The following is a 17,846-nucleotide window of genomic DNA, read 5'->3' on the forward strand; positions in this document are numbered from 1 at the left end:
CACCAATCAATACTCAATATTTAGGGTTTATCTACTACTACTTTTTAACTATTTCTTCGAGTTTAACCATGTATTTGTTTACTTTGTATTTAACATACCACAAGAAGTATTTTAACAGGGCTTTCACTGGGAGGTAGAGCGGTGAGTCCATGTATACCTTCATTATGTCCTCAGCCCAGTAAATAGTGTGTTCATACATTTTCTTCATTGCTTCAATATGCTCTGGTTTTAATTGATCTCTCAAAAACCACTTGTTATTGTTCTTTAATACGCCCATTGGTACAAAGAACATTGGAACAATAATGCTTCTATAGGGTTTTAATCTATCTATTAACTCAATGGTTTTAACAACATCATCTGGTGTTTCTTCGGGTATTCCGAGAATTACTGTTGCAGCTGGTATAATTTTGTTTTCATGCATTATTCTAAAAGCGTCTTCAACAATACTCGGCCATTCTTCTGGTGGATATGGTGCTGATTTCGCTACCATTATTTTTCGTGCTAGATTTGGACTACCTGTTTCAATACCTACTTCGACACCAATAAACTTCCTGTGTTCACTCAATATGTATTCATGCATTAACTTAGATATGAGTCTGTAGTTTTCCTCCGCGTATTTTATTGCCGCTAGACTTGCATGCGACCATGCAAAGCTTCCATCAGGCCCTATTCTCTCCAAGACTTCTTTGTGGAGTTTAATCAAGGGGTCTGGACGCGGTTTTACACCGTCGGCATAGTAGAGTAATACGTCTTCACTGTGCAGTATAGTGCTTTTTACTCCTGCTCTCAGGTTTACCTCGACTTCTGCTAGTATTTTTTCGAGTGGTATAAATCTAAGCGGTCTTAGTGTTACACTACAGAATTTACAGCCTCTTGGACAACCCCTCATAATCTCTACTAATCCATTAACACTAGCCCCCTTGATTACTGGTATTTCATTAACTCCGGGAGCGTTGTCTACTCCTACATATACATATCTCGGTAGTGGTTCTCCACGTAGTGCTTTTTCAACTAGTTTTACAACTACCCGCTCACCCTCTCCTTCAACTATAGTGTCTACACCCCACTTCTCTACGAATTCTGTTTCATATAGCCACTGCCACGCGGCTGGACCACCCACTATGATCTTTGCACCATTCTTCTTCGCACGCCTTATAGCAGGGCTCTCCATTAACCTAATAAAACTCCTTCTATTAATTGGTTCTAGTCCAGTTAGACTCCACCACTCACTACTTGGAGGACCATATGCAAAGTAGTCGTGGTGTCCAATCATAACGATCTTCGCTGAATCAACATGTTTATCGAGGTGGTCTGGATCTATTATTGCAGGATTGAATCCAGCATTAACTAATACAGCTTCTATTTTCCTCAATCCATAGGGTGCTTCAACCGGTCTACCCAAATCGTCTACTTTTGGTTTCGGGGCTGCTAGATAAAGCCAAAACCTTTCACTCATCGCTATGGGTGGCCCCGTGGCGATAAAGCCAAGGAACTCCTTGCCATGATGATTACTCATCATTGTTCTATCGCTTGTTATTATAACCTCGTATTTCACTGTGCAACCACCTTGGATTTCAAATTGCTTGGTAGGGCTTCTAAGAGCTCTTGATCACATGTAACTACATCTGTATATTTGTCGACGCCGGATCTCGTTGCATCACCCGGGTTTACTACGTATAATTCAATAGTAAACGACGTGTTTTTCTGGAGGAAGCTACGCATAGACTCTAATACTCTAGAAACACCAGAATTAGAGATTACTATGAGTTTTAATCCACGTGGGCCATAAACCCTGTAGAGTGTAGTTAATCTCTCTAGGCATTTATCATCTGGGTTGCCTATGATGAGAACAACTGTTCCAGGGTCTTTAAATCCCGTCTGCATTATAACCCACACTCGAAAACAAGGCTTATCCGATATGTCTATAGACACAGGTCCTGGTTAATAAGGTTAAACCTTAAGACTTAATTTTCCTTGAATCATACTATACTTGTTTAAACGGGGGTTGAAGTGGTGCACATCGACTTGAAAGATAGAATAAGTGCTTACATATACAATGTAGAACAGTTTCTAAATAGCGTTAAAGAGGGAGAGTTGAGTAGAGAAGCCTCTTTTATTGTTTCACTTGCAAGAGACTACCTCAATGATGCAAAATACTACTTGGAGAAAGGAGACTACATTACTAGTTTATCGTGTATTGCATATGCAGAGGGATTACTAGACGCGCTAAGACACCAAGGTCATATTAAAACAGCTGATTGGAAGCCTCTAAGCGAAGCATTGAAACGACCACTAGTTTTAGTAGCTGGTAGCTTTGAATTCCTCCACCCAGGCCACCTTGCACTATTGAAGCGGGCTTGGGAGCTTGGTAGGGTACACGTAGTAGTATCTAGAGATAGAAACTTCGAGAAATTCAAGGGTAGAAAACCAGTTCTAAGTGAAAACGATAGATTGGAAGTCGTGAGAAGTGTAAAGTATGTTTCTTCGGCGTCTCTCGGAGATGAAGAAGACTTTCTCAAACCCATTATTGATTTAAAACCAGATATTATTCTACTAGGCCCTGATCAATGGATAGAACCAAGTGAACTCAAAGAGCTCTTAGAGAAGAGAGGACTAGTTAATGTCAAGATATTAAAGTATGAAAAGAGGGAAGGTTTGTGGAGTTCTACTAGTGTATATAGTGAATTGAAAAAACAATTGTGTATTAACCACGATTGAGTTCTTCTAGTAGTTTAATTCTCTCCTCTTTACTCCCATTATTGTTATTTGCATAGTTCTTTGCTAGAGCTGCGAGTTTTTCTATGTCAACTTCTGGTTTGTAGCCAATGTGTTTACCATATGTTTTTAGTGCTTTTATTGTCTCTACTACTAGGTATCCAACGTTATATGCGTCTCTTACTGCTCCTTCATCGCTGACAGCGTCTTCTTCGTGTGTGTATGCCATACTCCATGGAGCTATAATTACACCCATACTGTTTAATACTATTGCGAGATAGGAAATAGTCATCATTACACCGCTATCTGCTCCTGTTGCTATAAATCCTGCTACTTTACCCTCTAATAGGCTCCTCTGCCCGTGGAATATCATGTTTTCAAAGCTTGTTAGTCTATCAATAAAGTTCTTTAATACGCCGCTTGGTGCATACCAGTATACTGGTGTAGCAATTATTAATCCATCTGCTTGTAGTATTTTCTCTCCTATTTTATTGAAGTCATCGTCTCTTATTATACATGGAAATCTACAGTATTTAACATCGTCTGAAACACAGCCTATACACGGCTTTATATTGTAGTCGTATAGAAAAATAGTTTCTACTTCACCACCAGCATCTAATACTCCCTTCTCGGCTATTTTAGCTAGTTGTATTGATGAACCATATTTTCTCGGCGAACCATGTATTATTAATACACGTGGCTTCCAAGTCATACATTACACCTCTAAGCAAACCCTAGAGATTTTAATCTAATTGAAACATGCTTATATATTGTGTCGCCAACCAGGGATTTAACATGGAGAGAACTTATCCAAAATACGCTATTACAGCAGTAGGAGCTGTTTTAATACGCGGCGATGAAATACTACTCGTTAAACGCGGCTATTCACCAGGTAAGGGCAAGTGGTCTATACCCGGGGGAGTTGTTGAAGCTGGTGAGAGCTTAATAGAAGCCGCGAAACGAGAACTACTAGAAGAAACAGGATTGGAAGCTGAGCCAATAGGTATTATCTGGGTATTAAACAACATTGTAAAAGACCGTGAAGGCAGAGTAAAATACCACTATGTAATAATCGACGTATTATTTGATTCAAATACAATAAAAGGAGATTTAAAACCAGGTAGTGACGCCGTTGAAGCATCATGGTTTAAAATACGAGATTTAAGAGAAAACCCCGAGGTATCGAGAACTGTTAAACTACTCATAGATAGAATCCAAGTATATGGATTAACCTATATACCAATAACTAATACTGAAAACATTGTTGTAGAGTGATAGTCTAGAGATAATAACTATACATATTTATTAACCACACCCCTTTCTACTTATAAGTGGGTGAACTGTGTGAAAGCAATTACAACTCGTACTATAGCCATAATAGGAGTTCTAGTTGTAATTATAGCAGTCATTGCCGGAGTAGTCTTTTTGAGACCTCCTGCACCAACAGAAACTACTCCAACCCAGACCTCTCCCACACCATCCAAGAAATACCTCCATGAAACAGTGTTGTATATTATTTCCAACGAGGAATTGACGAGAATCCAGTTGTTTAAAGCTGGAGTAGCAGATATCGCAGCTATAACTCCAGCTAGGTGGAAAGACCTAAATGGAACCCCTGTTGGAAACTTCTACCTGGTCTTAGAACCAGACCCTTCAAAGCCAAGACTGACAATCCAACACATAATATTGAATACTATGAGAGAACCATTCAATATACCAGAAGTTAGACAAGCACTTGCCTGGGCTGTACCATACGATACAATTATATCACAAGTATTTGGAGGTCTATACACAAGACTATATACTATTGTACCAAAAGGCGTGTTTGGTTATACCGAGTTCGGCATTGTAAAATACGAGTACAATAGAACAAAAGCACAAGAAATAATTAACAAGTTAAAAGAGGAGAGAGGGTTTGATCCGTCAAAATACACTATAACAATATACTACAACATTGGAAACACTGCAAGAGCACAAATAGCTGCACTAATTCAAAACGAGTGGGCAAGACTAGGCTTCAAAGTTCTAACACAGCCGCTGAACTGGCCCGAATACCTAGACAAAGTAGACCACTTCAACTTCGACGTTGCACTACTAGGCTGGATTCCAGACTACTTAGACCCAGACAACTACTTAATGCCATTTGTCTGGGGTGGAGCCGAGTTCACCGAGCTAGCATACTGGGAGAACGTGCAACCAGGAAACGTTGGCAACTACTTATCCAAAGTAGAAAGAGTTGTTGAAACACCCAACTACATTGTTGTAATTGGTCCAAAGGGCACTGGTGCAACATATACTGGTCCAAGCCATAAACCACTACTCGTTGTTGGATATGTATTAGATGAAGAAGCAACAAAGAAGAACTGGGAGAACCCGATTGCACAGGTTACTATTGGATCACCTGGATGGAAAGACATACCAGTAAGCGCTCTCTGCAAGCTATCACAGAGAGTTCTAGACCCCAAGATAAGAGAGGCCATTATCAACGCCGCTGTAATAGTCTTCAATAACGAAGCTCCAATGATAATGCTTGGACAAGCAGTAACAGGTAGAGAGTATGGTAGCTGGGTACTCAACATGTATTATCCACTTACAAAGTTTGCGAGATACGACTTAGTCTACGAACACCCAGATGCGCCAGTAGCAGATACTGGTGTAAAGGGTATAAGAAACGATCCAAAGACGATGGTAATAGCCACTATTGGCTGGCCCGACACATTCGACCCAGCTAAGAGCTATGAAAGCTTTGGATGGGAAATCTTTGATCAAATATACTCCAAGCCCATAACCTACTACTATGAAAACACAGAGCCAGAACCAGAACTAGCAGTTGCTTGGGCCTTTACACCAAGCGGTGATGAATTATACCTAGTGATACGTGGAGGAGTAGTAGCATATGACCCATGGAACAACAAGACCTATCCAATAGACGCTACAGATGTATTATTCAGCTTGTGGAGAGCAGTAAGAGTAAACCTACCAGGTGGACCACAATGGATGATAGATAGCTTTATTGACGTCAATGCTTCACAAGTATTAAGAGAAGAAGAATTCCAGCAAATACTATCAAATGGATTAATTGCTGTATACCACGGCGAGTCCAAAGAGGTTAGATCACTCCAAGAACTACTAGGAGTATTTAACTACAATGGACCAACGGCCGGCGTAGTAAAACTAAAACTCAAATTCCCATATCCACCAATACTCCACATATTAACCACTGGAGTAGCTAGCGTTATACCAATGGAATATGCACTCGGCGAGAAATACGAAGCTGCACTAGTTGATTCAAACTACGGTAAGAACCCATCTGCATGGGCTAAATACGTTATAGAAGGAGAAGAAGATGAAACATACAAGAAACTCAAAGACTACCCAGTATCCACCGGTCCATACTATGTAGCCGACTACAAGGAAGACGCATATATCATATTAAAGATCAATCCATACTATTGGAATGCAACACTTTGGGAGCAGTTATACGGGTATAAACCATAGCTTCTCTATCTTCCTAATATTTTTATTAACTCCTCCCCTACATAATCATTGAAAAGGTGTATGAAAAGTGGGCTTGGGAACATTCATTGCTAGGAGAATATTGACCTTCATTCCTACTTTGATAGGAGTATTATTGATAACTTATCTAATTGCTTATGCTATACCAACAGACCCCGTGAGAGCTTGGGTCGGCGAGAAATTAATGAATCCTCAAACCCTCGAGCAGATAAAAGCCAAGTATAAGTTTAATGCTCCATGGTACGAGCAATTCGCGTTTCTCGTACAACAATTACTAACAGGGCAGTTAGAAGACCCTATTAGACATAGGAATGTGTTTGACGAGATCTCAAATAGATTTGGTGTTACAGTAGAAGTAGCTATTGTAGGCTTTTTATTCCTAGTAGCTATTGGAATACCACTGGGACTACTTGCAGCAATATATAAAGACACCCCGATAGACTTCGCTGTTAGAATAATGGCTCTCGTTGGAAGCTCACTACCATCATTCGTCCTCTACTACTTCTTAATACTATTGTTATTTACACAGTTTAGAACGACTTATCTAGCAGGTATACCAGAACCCTCACTTACATGCAGGGTATCTATTGCTTCATGGCCAGAGAGCATACCGGTTCTTGGACATATTGGCGCGGCTCTTGGAAAAGTCCCTATGTTTGCCGGTATAATGTGTGGAGAATTCGACGTTGTAGGCGAGACATTTAAGAGGCTATACCTGCCCGGCCTCGCGCTTGGATTACTAAATGGTGGATTTATAGCGAGAATAGTTAGAAACAGTCTTCTCGACGCTTTAAGTGCTGAATTCATAACTTATGCTAAAGCGAGGGGTTTACGTAAGTTGAGTGTTTGGAAACACGCTCTTAAAAACGCCATGGTGCCAGTTGTAACTGTTCTAGGTTTAAACTTTGGCGGATTATTGTCTGGTGCAATTATAGCTGAAACAGTATTCAATATTCCAGGTATAGGTAGATACATGTATGAAGCGATTCTACGATTAAACTTCCCCGTAATAATAGCATGTACGTTTCTCGTAGCATTAGTCTATGTAACTATAAACCTAGTAGTTGACATATTGTATGCAATTATAGATCCAAGGATCAGGTATTGAGGGGTGAGAGAATGGACTTCATATACATCCTTCTTAAAAAAATCATATGGAAATATGCAGGTCTGAGAGAGAAGATATCTCCTGGCTGGATCCAAAAGAACTCGTCTAGAATACGTGAATGGGAGTTAATGGCATATGCATATAGTAGGTCACCAATAGGAGTACTAGGTGGACTAATAGTATTTGTAACATTTATACTAGCTGTCATCGGACCTATGATATCGTGGGAGCCTTATTGGGAGTATAAAATAATAATTAACGAGAGCTATCGATATATGCCCCCGTGTCTACCCCCATCTTGTACCGGTTCTCCACTCCTGGGTACAGATGAATGGGGTCGGGATATAATTGCAATGTCTCTATATGGAATAAGAATATCATTTGTAATATCAATAGTGGTAGTAGTACTCGGCGCACCACTCGGTATAATACTCGGGTTAATAGCCGGCTATAAAGGCGGCGTTGTAGACGAGGCTATAATGAGGATTACAGATATATTTCTTGCATTCCCAGGACTTGTATTAGCAATAGCATTTGCCTCTGTACTACCCCAGAGAATAAGAGGAGCACTAGAATCAAACAGTATACTAAGAGCATTCTTTGCCGGGTTATTTGGTCTCAGAGAAGCCGAGTATGCACAAATAGCAGCACTACTCTCGATTTGGCTAGCAATGGTTCTCGTGTGGTGGCCCGGCTATGCTAGAATAGTACGTGGAAGCGTTTTATCAATTAGAGAGATGCCATTTATCGAAGCAGCCAAACTATCAGGTCTATCAACATGGAGTATACTGTTTAGACACGTTCTACCCAACGTTATCTCACCAGTACTAGTTATGATGACATTTGATATAGCAACTGCCACGTTATTCGCTGCCTCACTATCCTTCCTAGGACTAGGACCACAAGAACCAGTTCCCGAACTAGGATTCTTGATTTCAAAAGCTGGCTACTACTTCCCAGAAAGAAGCAGCCATGTTGTTGCATTCCTCGGTATAATCCTCTTAGTTATGGCATTAGGGTGGAATCTATTGGGCGATGCATTAAGAGATATCCTAGACCCTAGAACAAGGCGTGCAATCGAGTATAGAATGGAAAAGGAAAAGAAGAAGTAGGGTGGGATCATGGAGGGTAAACTCGAGCTTCCAGAAGGCGTGGTTCTAAAAGTAGAAGACTTAGTTGTAAAATTCTATACTTACAGCGGCGTAGTACACGCTGTCTCCAAGGTTTCATTCTATGTAAAAGAAGGCGAGACAGTAGCACTAGTAGGAGAAACAGGATGTGGTAAATCAGTAACTACGAGAGCATTAACGAGATTAATTGAATCACCAGGAAGAATAGAAGAAGGCCGTGTACTCTTTAGAAGACGAAACGGAGAAGTAGTCGACTTACTCAAAGTAGACTTTGAAACACTACGGCAAATTAGAGGAAATGAAATAGCATATATATTCCAAGACCCTACATCGGCATTAGATCCCTTATACACTATAGGATTCCACATACATGAAACCATTGAAGCCCATGTGGGCAAAATACCTAAAAAAGAAACTCTTAGAAGAGGGATTGAACTGCTACGTCAAGTATTAATACCGAGTCCCGAGGTCAGAGTTAAAAACTACCCTCATGAAATGTCTGGTGGAATGAGACAAAGAAGTGTAATAGCAATTAGTTTATCAAATAATCCAAGACTCTTAATAGCCGACGAACCAACAACAAACCTCGATGTAACTGTTCAAGCACAAATCCTAGATCTATTGGAGAAACTTCAAGAACAATACAAAATGGGTATGATACTAATAACCCACAACCTTGGAATAGTAGCAGAAGTAGCTGATAGAGTATACGTAATGTATGCTGGTAAAATAGTAGAAGAAGGAAAAACAGAGCAAATATTCTACAATCCACAACACCCATATACAAAACTCTTATTGAGGGCAGTACCAGACCCAACAAAGAAAATAGAGAAATTAGAATCTATTCCCGGCGTAATACCATCTCTCATAAATCCACCACCTGGCTGTAGATTTACCGATAGATGTCCATACGCCATGGATAAGTGTAGGAGAGAAGAACCACCACTCATAGAAGTAGAACCGGGTCATAAAGCTACTTGTTGGCTTCTAGTGAAAGGGGGTGAGATAATTGAGTGAAAATATTCTACTCGAGGTAAAAGACCTCAAAAAACACTTTAGAGTAAGAGGCTCTCTCACCAAGAAGGTTAGAGCAGTAGACGGAGTAAACTTCTACATTAAGAGAGGTGAAACACTTGGATTTGTCGGAGAGAGTGGGTGTGGCAAGACAACCCTTGGTAGACTCGTTTTAAAACTCATTGAGCCAACTTCAGGTAAAATATTCTTTGAAGGAAAAGATATCACCAAAGCTAAAGGAAGAGAGTTAAAAGAATACTGGAGAAACGCTCAAATGGTATTTCAAGACCCACATACAAGCCTAAACCCTAAAATGACTATTGCAAGCATACTACTCGAACCAATAAGATTCTATAAAATCGATGTTGGTGACGAAGAAGAATTCTTAGCTAAACAAATGGAGCTTGTAGGTTTAGGTAGAGAACACCTATATAGATATCCACATGAATTGTCTGGTGGTCAAAAACAAAGGGTAGCTATTTTAAGAGCTATTATTACCAGACCTAAATTCATTGTACTAGACGAACCAACTTCAGCACTAGACGTCTCAGTTCAAGCACAAATACTGGAATTACTCAAAGATCTACAACGAAAATTCTCATTGACATACATGTTTATCTCACATGATATTAGTGTCGTAAAATACATGAGTAATAGAATGGCCGTCATGTACCTGGGTAAAATCGTTGAACTTGGCCCTTCAGATCCATTATTTGAAAACCCGTTACACCCATATACAAAGTTTCTATTAGCGGCTGTTCCAATACCTGATCCAAAAATAGCGAGGTCGAGAGAGAAAATCCTTATTAAAGGCGAGCCACCATCACCAATTAACCCACCGCCTGGCTGTAGATTCCACCCGAGATGCCCCTTTGCAATGGATAAGTGTAGGAGAGAAGAACCACCACTCATAGAGGTCGAAAAAGATCGTTTTGTTGCTTGTTGGCTGTATGCTTCAAAGTAGTGTTTTTATACTGGTTTTTATCTCCCCTTTGAATATTTATATATTCTAGGTGGTGTACGAATATGTCTACTCGTACACATAGAGTTATAGAAATAGTAGTGTTTACAGTACTAGTTTACGCGGCTGACAACCGCCCTCCCAATATATCAGCCGCCAACAGGAGGATATTTTAATCTAGGCGAATCAATGATATATGTAGCAGCTTTAACTACTTCTCCACTAGTAGCTGGTATCGCGGGTGGTGTAGGAGCTGCTCTAGCTGATTTAACAACTGGATATGCCATATTTGCTCCTGGAACACTAGTTATAAAGTTTATTGAGGGGTTTGTAGCCGGGTTCTTTGTGAGAAAACTTAAATCTATACATGGAGCAGTAAAAGCCCTGATAACAGGTGGTGTTTACAGCATTATACTAGTTTCCGTATATGCAACTCTCGGCGGCGTCTACTTGGGGCCTTCAACACTAATGATTCCCGGTACCAGCTTTGTAATTGAGCTTCCATCACCATATGTAGAGGTTGCTCTAGCGGTATGGATTGCACTGGGTATTGCACTTGCTAGTCTAGTAATTATTGCTCTTACAAAAAGCTATGTTTCATCGGGTGAAGTATATGGATTAGCTATTGGAGGAGCATTAATGGTTCTAGGATACTATCTATACGAATACTTCATTAGTAACCCACTAACTGGTAGAGAGCCAGCAGCCGCTGTACTTGAAATCCCTGTTAACATCGGCCAAGTAATAGTTGGTATTTCAATAGCTATACCAGTTGTTTCATGGCTACGTAGAGCTGGATATATTAAATAAGAAATTTAACTACATAGTATTTTTAAAATGGGTTATTAATACGGTGCTAGAGTATTGAATAGAATTGTTTTAGATGTAGACATTAAACGATGTGGATATCGCGATGGCTTTGAATTAAAAAACATATCGTTTAGAATTGGTGAGGGAGATCTACTTTTAATAACTGGTCCATCTGGTAGTGGTAAAACAACGCTTATAAGAGCTATAACTGGAACAATTGAAGCTTCAGGTGGATATATAGAAGGACGTATCACTATTGGTGGTAGAGAAATCTCTAGTCTCAACCCCAGTGAAGTATACAGGGTTATTTCATATATTCCACAAGAGCCATGGTATGCTATAATAGGACATAGTATACGTGCAGAAATATGTTATTCGCTATCACTAGCTGGGAGAATATGTACAAGCGAAGACTTTGCTCCACTCAGCTTTACTAAACTAATAGATAGATTAACGTATACTCTAAGTGCTGGTGAAGCACAGAGATTACTCTGGCTTGAATCAATACTACTAGGTACAAAAGTATTAGTAATGGATGAACCCCTTGTCTACCTAGATGAAGAAGCACGTAGAGTAGTTAAACACTATGTCCGCCTAGCTTTAAACAAGGGCGTAGCAGTCGTACTCGTCGACCACGACCCACTAGAATGGAAACCACTAGTATCACATCTACTAGTTCTTGAAGGTGGACGTGTAAAATACTTTGGCGATTGGAGAGATAGTGTTATACCAGTTCACAAACTCCCCTCTTTGAAGAAGGGAAGAGAAGGTGAAACAATAGTGTCTTTTAAAAACGTGTGGTTTAAATATCCTGGCGGAGACTATGTATTGAAGGGGTTTACAACTGAATTTGAAAAACACGTAATTACAATTATAACAGGACCTAATGGAGCAGGTAAGACAACAATTTTAAAACTTGGAGCTGGACTTTTAAATCCATCTAAAGGAGTCGTCGAGAGGCGTGGTCTATTTACATATATTCCTGAAAACCCACTACTATACTTTACAATGCCTACTCCACGAGAAGAGCTCTTAGCGTCAGCTAGAGGAGATGAAAACAAAGTATTAGAAGTAGCTGAAATATTTGGTTTAAAAGAAATCCTCGATAGACCTCTTGCAAGACTAAGTAGTGGTGAGAGGCGTAGAACAGCTATAGCGTCAGCCTATCTAGCTGGATACGACGGGTACTTTATTGACGAGCCAACTGGTGGATTAGATAGTGAGAGTGCTAGTAAAGTAGTAAGTGCTCTCCAATTACTCGTTGATGAAGGAAAATCTGTTGTAATAGCTACTCATGATCCAAGAATTCTCTCTGTATCAAATGAAAACACTAGAAAAATCGAGTTGCACAAGGTGTCATAGATGAAGCTGTCAATATCAAGATTTGTAAGCTGGTTTGTAAGTATAGTATACAAGTCATTCTTTCTCACGGAAGACACTGGTTTTAGAAAAGCCCACTTACTTGCAAAAATAGTGTTTTTATGGTCTGTATGGCTACTTATAACAAGATATCCTTCAAAGACCTATATACTACCATGGATTATCCTACCTCTTGGAGTAATATATCCCGGAATAGAGTGGATTATAGCAGTTATCTCACTCACTGGTATCGTAGGATTTGCTATGGGTGTATCAGCCTATATACTCTCTCTACTTGGACTATACCAAATGCCGTTAATCAATATATTATTGATTACTGGGAGAACTATTGGAATAGGAGTAAGTATTATTTTCACAGTTATAATTATATCTCCTATTGAAGTATTTAACACATTATACCTTCTCAAAGCAAGAAAATACGCTGTATTACCACTACTTCTAGCTAGAACAATCCCTCTAGGAGTGAAAAACTTTCTCGAGTCACTCATGATTAGCACGTTGAAAAAAGAAAATATAGCTAAACGAATACCGCCCGCTGTAGCAGGGATGATCGAGGTTGGATGGTTTATAGATGAATACTGTTATTGGAAGATAAGAACCCCTGCCGCTCAATACATTCCCATGGAGAGGTCTTACTATCCAACGCTAGTACTATTATTGGCTTCACTAATACTAGCACTTATACAATACTGTATTATTTAGTATAGAGAGGTGTACAATATGCCTAAACCCTACGTTCTCAGAATTGTATCCCTCGGTTCCGGAGCTGGAAAAACCCATCTTGGAAGCAAGCTAGTATCAATTCTCATTCAGAGAGGGTATAAAATAGGAGTAATTAAACACTGTGCTGAAGGCATAACCCTCGAAGACAAAGACAGCAAGAAATACCTTGATGTCAATGCTCTACAGGTTGTTCTATCTACAAAGGGTGTTGTAGTTGTATACAATAGAAACCACGAAGATACACTTGAAGAAGCATTAAAACACACATCGACACCCCTGGTGCTCGTAGAAGGATTTAAAACTAGTAGTATAGGCGACAGTATTCTAGTAGTGAGAAGCGAAGAAGAATTGAGAAAACTACTCGGAGTAGTAGTAAATCCGATAGCAGTATATACAATGAATGATGTAGTTAAACCAATAGATGTACAAATACCCCTCTATAGAAGCGGCGAAGAAGAACTGCTTGCAGACCTCGTAGAAAAGAAGATGATTGAATACTTCTATAGTCAGATACCTAGATTGAACTGTGAAATGTGTGGGTATTCAACGTGTAACCAGTTGATAAATAAATATGTAAGAGGTGAGAGTTATTGGTGTCCAATTGTATCAAACGTAGAAATTAGTGTTGATGGAAGAGAAATACCATTAAATCCATTTGTAAAAAACATTGTTAGAAATATTGTTGTTGGAATTACGCGTTCATTAAAGGGAGTGCCTGAGGCCCCGAAAAAGATAAAAATCGAAGTTTCACTCGAATAGAGAAAACTATTTTGAAGCAGACTCGAGGTTTACGGGTTGTCCTTCTTTCAAGATGTATTCTGGTATTCTATCTCTATATGTTTTCAAGAACTCCAAGTCTTTGTTTAGCTTTCTCTTATTGTCTACTAGTATTACTGCTATTCCATTTTTAATTGGATACCAGTGTTTACAATTAGGGCAGTATAATACACCTGTTTTTATTCCTATACGTATGCATTCATCACATGGATATTCCTTGCCTGGTTGAATATTTTCTTTTAAATATCCACAGTAGACTTTACAGAATGGTTTTTCAATGCCACTAGTATCTATTTCTTGTTTTTCCTGTTCTATTGGGTGTAGTTCTAGTGGAAACGACTTGCAGTTAACACACTTTAATACGTCTAATCCCCAATACCGCATCATAGATTCATCACTCCACGAATATATTTCTCTACCCTCTCTAGTATTTGTTTTGCTAGTTCTTCTGATTTAGCCTCAATCATTACTCTAAGTAGTGGTTCTGTACCACTTGGTCTAACTAGAACCCAGTAGTCTGGATTAATGACTTTAACACCATCTATTGTAATCATTCTTTCTCCTTTGAACTCTTCTTTTACTAGTTCAATTATTTTCAATGCTGTTTCCCTTGGCATTTTATATTTTGTTTTCAATACGTGTAGTCTGGGTAGTTCATTGAATAACTCAGATGCTTTTTTGTTTTCAACCGCGAGCAGTTCTAAGAATAACGCTGTTGTCATTGCACCATCTCTAACAAACTGGTGTTTTGGATACATAAATCCACCGTTTTCCTCGAATCCACATAGAGCGTCGCCACCCCTTCTCATTGCGTGTGCAATGTCAACACTTCCTACTTTCAACCATACTACTTCAACGCCTAGTGGTCTCAACAAGTCTTCAATTATAGTGCTCGATGAAACCCCTGTGTATACTTTACCATGCTCGCCTCTATTTACTACTAGGTGTCTAGCTAGAAGCGGCGCTGTTCTATCGCCCCATTGAACCCGGCCCTCGTCATCTATAATCATTGCTCTATCAGCGTCGCCGTCGTGTGCTACTCCAATGTCGCATCCATATAGTTTAACTAGTTTAGCTGTATCTACAAGGTTTTCTGGTATTGGCTCTGGTAGTCTAGCTGGGTGTGAATCCAGATTTCCATTTACAACAATTGGCTTAACACCTAGTTTCTTTAGTAGTTTAGGAGTAGTTAGAGCTCCAACGTTGTTTGCTGGGTCTACTAGTACCTTGAAGTTTCTACTCGCTATTTTAGCAACATCGACTTTTTCCACTACGCCGTTTACATATATGTCTATTGCATCTGGAAACCTCTCTATTCTATCCGGGGCGTTTTTCCAGTTTACAAACCTATATTTCTCCGACCAGAAGATTTCTTCTATAATTCTTTCTTCGTCTCTATCTACTTCAATCCCTGTTGGCCCAATAACTTTTACACCACTATACTCTGGTGGATTATGACTAGCTGTAATCATTACTCCTCCATCAAAACCCTGTGTTTTAACTACGTATTGTAGTGCCGGTGTTGGTAGAAAACCAGCATCATATACTTTCAATCCGGTGTATGCAAGACTGCCCTCTACTATTCTCTTTAGTGCCTCGTTGCCTGGACGGTAGTCTGCACCTACTAGTACTCGTGCTCCCTCACTGAAAAAAGTTCCTATAGCTACTGCTAGTTTAGATACAAATAACGGGTTTAACTCTGAGCCTATTACTCCTCTCACTCCATCAGTTCCAAACAGTCTATTCTTCACTCTCCTCCTCCTCTTCTACTAGTTCTTCGAGTGTTTCACTTATCTCTATGCTACCTTCACGGAGTTTAAATACTGGTACAAGCTCTTTATCTTCTATCCACTGTCTTGCTTTTAATGCAGCAATACTTAGATAGCTCATAGCTGTTTCTACTTGTTCCTCAATGTCTTCTCCCATATCCCGCATTTCTTCAAGGTAGTCTCTAAAGTCATCTGTGTGTTTAATAGAGATATAGACAAATCTATCTTTGAATTCTAGTTCTAGGTATAATGGTAGAACATCGTGTAGTACTCTCACAGTATTATTCAATACTTCTACTTTATAGCCAAGAGACTTCAAATACTCTGCTAGTTCTAATTGTTTACTCAAGTATAAACCACCGCTAGCAGTAAGCCTTCCCACTTATGTATTATTTAGGAATAAATTAAAAGTAATAGGTTAATATGTCTAATACACCTATAGCGGGGAATAACTTGGAGAGCGTGGAGAGAGTACTTATTATTGCATCAGTAAAGAAAACAGATGATTTAAACTGGATTAGAGAACTAGTAAATAAATATCGGAGTGCATGGCTGGTAACAGACCAGAAGTCTGCTGAGCTACTTGCCCGTGAAAACATCTTTTCGCGGTTAGAACCAGATAGAATTATTGTTTTCTCTGGTCGTAGACCCGAAGAACTCTCTTTGAAAATCTATAAGATTTCAACACCCGACATAGTATACATTTGTGACAAATACAATGTACTTAAACCCCTCGTAGAGCTCTTCAGAATAGCTCCTGTTAAGAGAGTTGAATGCTAGCCTTTAGCATGTATTTCCACGATGTCTCCATCAGCTAATACATGGTCTAAACCTACTTTTTCACCAGGATACTTCACTGAAGACCCCCACACCCTCGCATAGAGGAAGTTTTCTAACAATTCACTGTGGATGCTTCTAGCAACATCTCTCACTGTCGCATTTCTCCTTAGTACAAGCGGTCTCTCTGCTGGAGGAGCGTTCGGGGCTTTTGTATAAATCCTTATAATCTCTAAGACATCGTATAATTGTGGTGCTATATCTCCCAATCCCTCGCCGGTTAGAGCTGAACCCACCAATACTCTAACACCGGGTAGTAGTTTCTTTACTTCTTCAATAGTAGACGGGTTTGGTTTAGCCAAGTCTGCTTTGTTTATAAATATTATTGTTGGCTTGTATACTGTTGCCTCGAATAATGATTGTTCTACGTCGTCTATTGAGACCTCTCCATATATTTTTACGTGTGCATTGAAAATCCTGTAGCTTTCTAGTAGTTTTCTCACATCATCTATTGTTCCATCAGTGATCTTACCCATTAAAGTCACGCGAATACCTGATTTTCCAGTTCTATAAACATCGATAACAACTCTTCCTCCGGGTTTAACGAGTAATACGCCTTCTTGTTTTAGTGTTTCAACCAGCTCGCGCAATTCACCAAGGAAGTCTCTTGTTGCATCTAATACAATTATTATTCCATCAGCATTTCTCATTAATCCAACTACTTTTCTAAAGTCAGCCGCCAGAAACAAGTGGTGGTGTATCTATTAGTTGGAAGTATACATCATTGTATTTAAGCATTCCTGGAACAGGATAGGTGGTTGAAAACGGATAGTCTGCAATAACCGTCTTGGCCCCGGTTAACTTGTTTACTAGTAGACTTTTACCCGTGTTTGGAGGCCCCGCTACAACTACTTGTACATCTCCTTCTTTCTCTACAAAAAACGATATACGTGAACCAACCTTCTTTTTTCTCTTCTCTTCTATTTCCTCGCGGAGTTCAGCTAGTCTCTTCGTAGCCCATTCTCGTAGTCTCTCAGTACCCTTGTGTTTAGGTACTGCTGATAGAAACTCTTCTAGTGCTCTAATCTTCTCTTCTGGAGTTTTAGCCTCCATCACCTTGATCCACTTGGCTTTAGCCTCAGCTGGTAGATTAGTTGGCATATTCT

General features: G+C 39.6%; 20 protein-coding genes. 12 read left to right on the forward strand and 8 right to left on the reverse strand.

The window, feature by feature from the left end:
- Nucleotides 1-37: 37 nt before the first annotated feature.
- Together ACZ5YP_RS01240 and ACZ5YP_RS01245 are read right to left on the reverse strand one after the other, a co-directional pair.
- Nucleotides 38-1,519, reverse strand: a complete 1,482-nt coding sequence (locus tag ACZ5YP_RS01240; RefSeq protein WP_464835930.1) for a B12-binding domain-containing radical SAM protein — start codon at nt 1,517-1,519, stop codon at nt 38-40.
- Between the two features lie 32 nt (nt 1,520-1,551).
- Nucleotides 1,552-1,884: a hypothetical protein gene (locus tag ACZ5YP_RS01245; protein WP_464835437.1), complete on the reverse strand. Its 333-nt coding sequence runs from the start codon at nt 1,882-1,884 to the stop codon at nt 1,552-1,554.
- A gap of 126 nt (nt 1,885-2,010) precedes the next feature.
- Between ACZ5YP_RS01245 and ACZ5YP_RS01250 the strand changes: the two genes are divergently transcribed.
- Entirely contained in the window at nt 2,011-2,718 is a 708-nt protein-coding gene (locus tag ACZ5YP_RS01250) for a DUF357 domain-containing protein (RefSeq protein ID WP_464835438.1), read from the forward strand.
- Here the strand turns inward: ACZ5YP_RS01250 and ACZ5YP_RS01255 are convergent.
- On the reverse strand, nt 2,705-3,427 hold the full coding sequence (locus ACZ5YP_RS01255) for a flavodoxin family protein (RefSeq protein ID WP_464835439.1): 723 nt from the start codon (nt 3,425-3,427) through the stop codon (nt 2,705-2,707). The two genes, ACZ5YP_RS01250 and ACZ5YP_RS01255, sit on opposite strands and share 14 nt — an antisense overlap.
- Nucleotides 3,428-3,510: 83 nt before the next feature.
- Here ACZ5YP_RS01255 and ACZ5YP_RS01260 point away from each other — a divergent pair, with 83 nt between their 5' ends.
- The 10 genes from ACZ5YP_RS01260 (at nt 3,511) to ACZ5YP_RS01305 (ending at nt 14,116) form a co-directional block, all read left to right on the forward strand.
- Complete coding sequence (locus tag ACZ5YP_RS01260) at nt 3,511-3,990, forward strand: NUDIX hydrolase (RefSeq protein WP_464835440.1); 480 nt, start codon at nt 3,511-3,513, stop codon at nt 3,988-3,990.
- A gap of 69 nt (nt 3,991-4,059) precedes the next feature.
- Nucleotides 4,060-6,213, forward strand: coding sequence for an ABC transporter substrate-binding protein (locus ACZ5YP_RS01265; protein ID WP_464835441.1), 2,154 nt, complete (start codon nt 4,060-4,062; stop codon nt 6,211-6,213).
- A gap of 67 nt (nt 6,214-6,280) precedes the next feature.
- Entirely contained in the window at nt 6,281-7,339 is a 1,059-nt protein-coding gene (locus ACZ5YP_RS01270) for an ABC transporter permease (protein ID WP_464835442.1), read from the forward strand.
- A gap of 11 nt (nt 7,340-7,350) precedes the next feature.
- On the forward strand, nt 7,351-8,451 hold the full coding sequence (locus tag ACZ5YP_RS01275) for an ABC transporter permease (RefSeq protein WP_464835443.1): 1,101 nt from the start codon (nt 7,351-7,353) through the stop codon (nt 8,449-8,451).
- 9 nt (nt 8,452-8,460) lie between these two features.
- Nucleotides 8,461-9,486, forward strand: coding sequence for an ABC transporter ATP-binding protein (locus ACZ5YP_RS01280; RefSeq protein WP_464835444.1), 1,026 nt, complete (start codon nt 8,461-8,463; stop codon nt 9,484-9,486).
- The gene (locus tag ACZ5YP_RS01285; protein WP_464835445.1) at nt 9,479-10,447 is read left to right on the forward strand and encodes an ABC transporter ATP-binding protein; all 969 of its coding nucleotides are present in this window, start codon (nt 9,479-9,481) and stop codon (nt 10,445-10,447) included. Before ACZ5YP_RS01280 ends, ACZ5YP_RS01285 begins: the two co-directional genes overlap by 8 nt.
- 186 nt (nt 10,448-10,633) lie before the next feature.
- The gene (locus ACZ5YP_RS01290) at nt 10,634-11,254 is read left to right on the forward strand and encodes an ECF transporter S component (protein ID WP_464835446.1); all 621 of its coding nucleotides are present in this window, start codon (nt 10,634-10,636) and stop codon (nt 11,252-11,254) included.
- 54 nt (nt 11,255-11,308) lie between these two features.
- Complete coding sequence (locus ACZ5YP_RS01295) at nt 11,309-12,616, forward strand: ATP-binding cassette domain-containing protein (RefSeq protein WP_464835447.1); 1,308 nt, start codon at nt 11,309-11,311, stop codon at nt 12,614-12,616.
- A complete protein-coding gene (locus ACZ5YP_RS01300) occupies nt 12,617-13,336 on the forward strand; it encodes a hypothetical protein (RefSeq protein WP_464835448.1) in 720 nt (239 codons plus the stop codon).
- An 18-nt stretch (nt 13,337-13,354) separates the two neighbouring features.
- Nucleotides 13,355-14,116, forward strand: a complete 762-nt coding sequence (locus ACZ5YP_RS01305; RefSeq protein ID WP_464835449.1) for a molybdopterin-guanine dinucleotide biosynthesis protein MobB — start codon at nt 13,355-13,357, stop codon at nt 14,114-14,116.
- Between the two features lie 6 nt (nt 14,117-14,122).
- On the opposite strand, the gene ACZ5YP_RS01310 is transcribed toward ACZ5YP_RS01305, so the two are convergent.
- From ACZ5YP_RS01310 to ACZ5YP_RS01320, 3 genes are read right to left on the reverse strand one after another with little or no spacing between them, the layout of a single operon-like run.
- The gene (locus tag ACZ5YP_RS01310; protein ID WP_464835450.1) at nt 14,123-14,521 is read right to left on the reverse strand and encodes a Trm112 family protein; all 399 of its coding nucleotides are present in this window, start codon (nt 14,519-14,521) and stop codon (nt 14,123-14,125) included.
- Nucleotides 14,518-15,885, reverse strand: coding sequence for a phosphoglucosamine mutase (gene glmM / locus ACZ5YP_RS01315; RefSeq protein ID WP_464835451.1), 1,368 nt, complete (start codon nt 15,883-15,885; stop codon nt 14,518-14,520). The genes ACZ5YP_RS01310 and glmM overlap by 4 nt, the downstream gene beginning before the upstream one ends.
- On the reverse strand, nt 15,875-16,252 hold the full coding sequence (locus ACZ5YP_RS01320; protein WP_464835452.1) for a hypothetical protein: 378 nt from the start codon (nt 16,250-16,252) through the stop codon (nt 15,875-15,877). The genes glmM and ACZ5YP_RS01320 overlap by 11 nt, the downstream gene beginning before the upstream one ends.
- A gap of 104 nt (nt 16,253-16,356) precedes the next feature.
- Between ACZ5YP_RS01320 and ACZ5YP_RS01325 the strand changes: the two genes are divergently transcribed.
- Nucleotides 16,357-16,683, forward strand: a complete 327-nt coding sequence (locus tag ACZ5YP_RS01325) for a hypothetical protein (RefSeq protein WP_464835453.1) — start codon at nt 16,357-16,359, stop codon at nt 16,681-16,683.
- Here the strand turns inward: ACZ5YP_RS01325 and ACZ5YP_RS01330 are convergent.
- Nucleotides 16,680-17,429 carry a TGS domain-containing protein gene (locus tag ACZ5YP_RS01330; RefSeq protein WP_464835454.1) on the reverse strand — a complete coding sequence of 250 codons (750 nt, stop codon included), beginning with the start codon at nt 17,427-17,429 and terminating at the stop codon, nt 16,680-16,682. The genes ACZ5YP_RS01325 and ACZ5YP_RS01330 overlap by 4 nt on opposite strands.
- Entirely contained in the window at nt 17,413-17,841 is a 429-nt protein-coding gene (locus tag ACZ5YP_RS01335) for a GTPase (RefSeq protein WP_464835455.1), read from the reverse strand. Before ACZ5YP_RS01335 ends, ACZ5YP_RS01330 begins: the two co-directional genes overlap by 17 nt.
- Between the last annotated feature and the right edge of the window lie 5 nt (nt 17,842-17,846).

This window comes from Sulfophobococcus zilligii, from assembly GCF_055398255.1.

What these genes read in the sequence shown, in the direction of transcription:
- ACZ5YP_RS01240 (WP_464835930.1), bottom strand. Translation starts at nt 1,519, where the DNA reads ATGATGAGTAATCATCATGGCAAGGAGTTCCTTGGCTTTATCGCCACG.
- ACZ5YP_RS01245 (WP_464835437.1), bottom strand. Translation starts at nt 1,884, where the DNA reads ATGCAGACGGGATTTAAAGACCCTGGAACAGTTGTTCTCATCATAGGC.
- ACZ5YP_RS01255 (WP_464835439.1), bottom strand. Translation starts at nt 3,427, where the DNA reads ATGACTTGGAAGCCACGTGTATTAATAATACATGGTTCGCCGAGAAAA.
- ACZ5YP_RS01260 (WP_464835440.1), top strand. Translation starts at nt 3,511, where the DNA reads ATGGAGAGAACTTATCCAAAATACGCTATTACAGCAGTAGGAGCTGTT.
- ACZ5YP_RS01275 (WP_464835443.1), top strand. Translation starts at nt 7,351, where the DNA reads ATGGACTTCATATACATCCTTCTTAAAAAAATCATATGGAAATATGCA.
- ACZ5YP_RS01280 (WP_464835444.1), top strand. Translation starts at nt 8,461, where the DNA reads ATGGAGGGTAAACTCGAGCTTCCAGAAGGCGTGGTTCTAAAAGTAGAA.
- ACZ5YP_RS01290 (WP_464835446.1), top strand. Translation starts at nt 10,634, where the DNA reads ATGATATATGTAGCAGCTTTAACTACTTCTCCACTAGTAGCTGGTATC.
- ACZ5YP_RS01300 (WP_464835448.1), top strand. Translation starts at nt 12,617, where the DNA reads ATGAAGCTGTCAATATCAAGATTTGTAAGCTGGTTTGTAAGTATAGTA.
- ACZ5YP_RS01305 (WP_464835449.1), top strand. Translation starts at nt 13,355, where the DNA reads ATGCCTAAACCCTACGTTCTCAGAATTGTATCCCTCGGTTCCGGAGCT.
- ACZ5YP_RS01310 (WP_464835450.1), bottom strand. Translation starts at nt 14,521, where the DNA reads ATGATGCGGTATTGGGGATTAGACGTATTAAAGTGTGTTAACTGCAAG.
- ACZ5YP_RS01335 (WP_464835455.1), bottom strand. Translation starts at nt 17,841, where the DNA reads ATGCCAACTAATCTACCAGCTGAGGCTAAAGCCAAGTGGATCAAGGTG.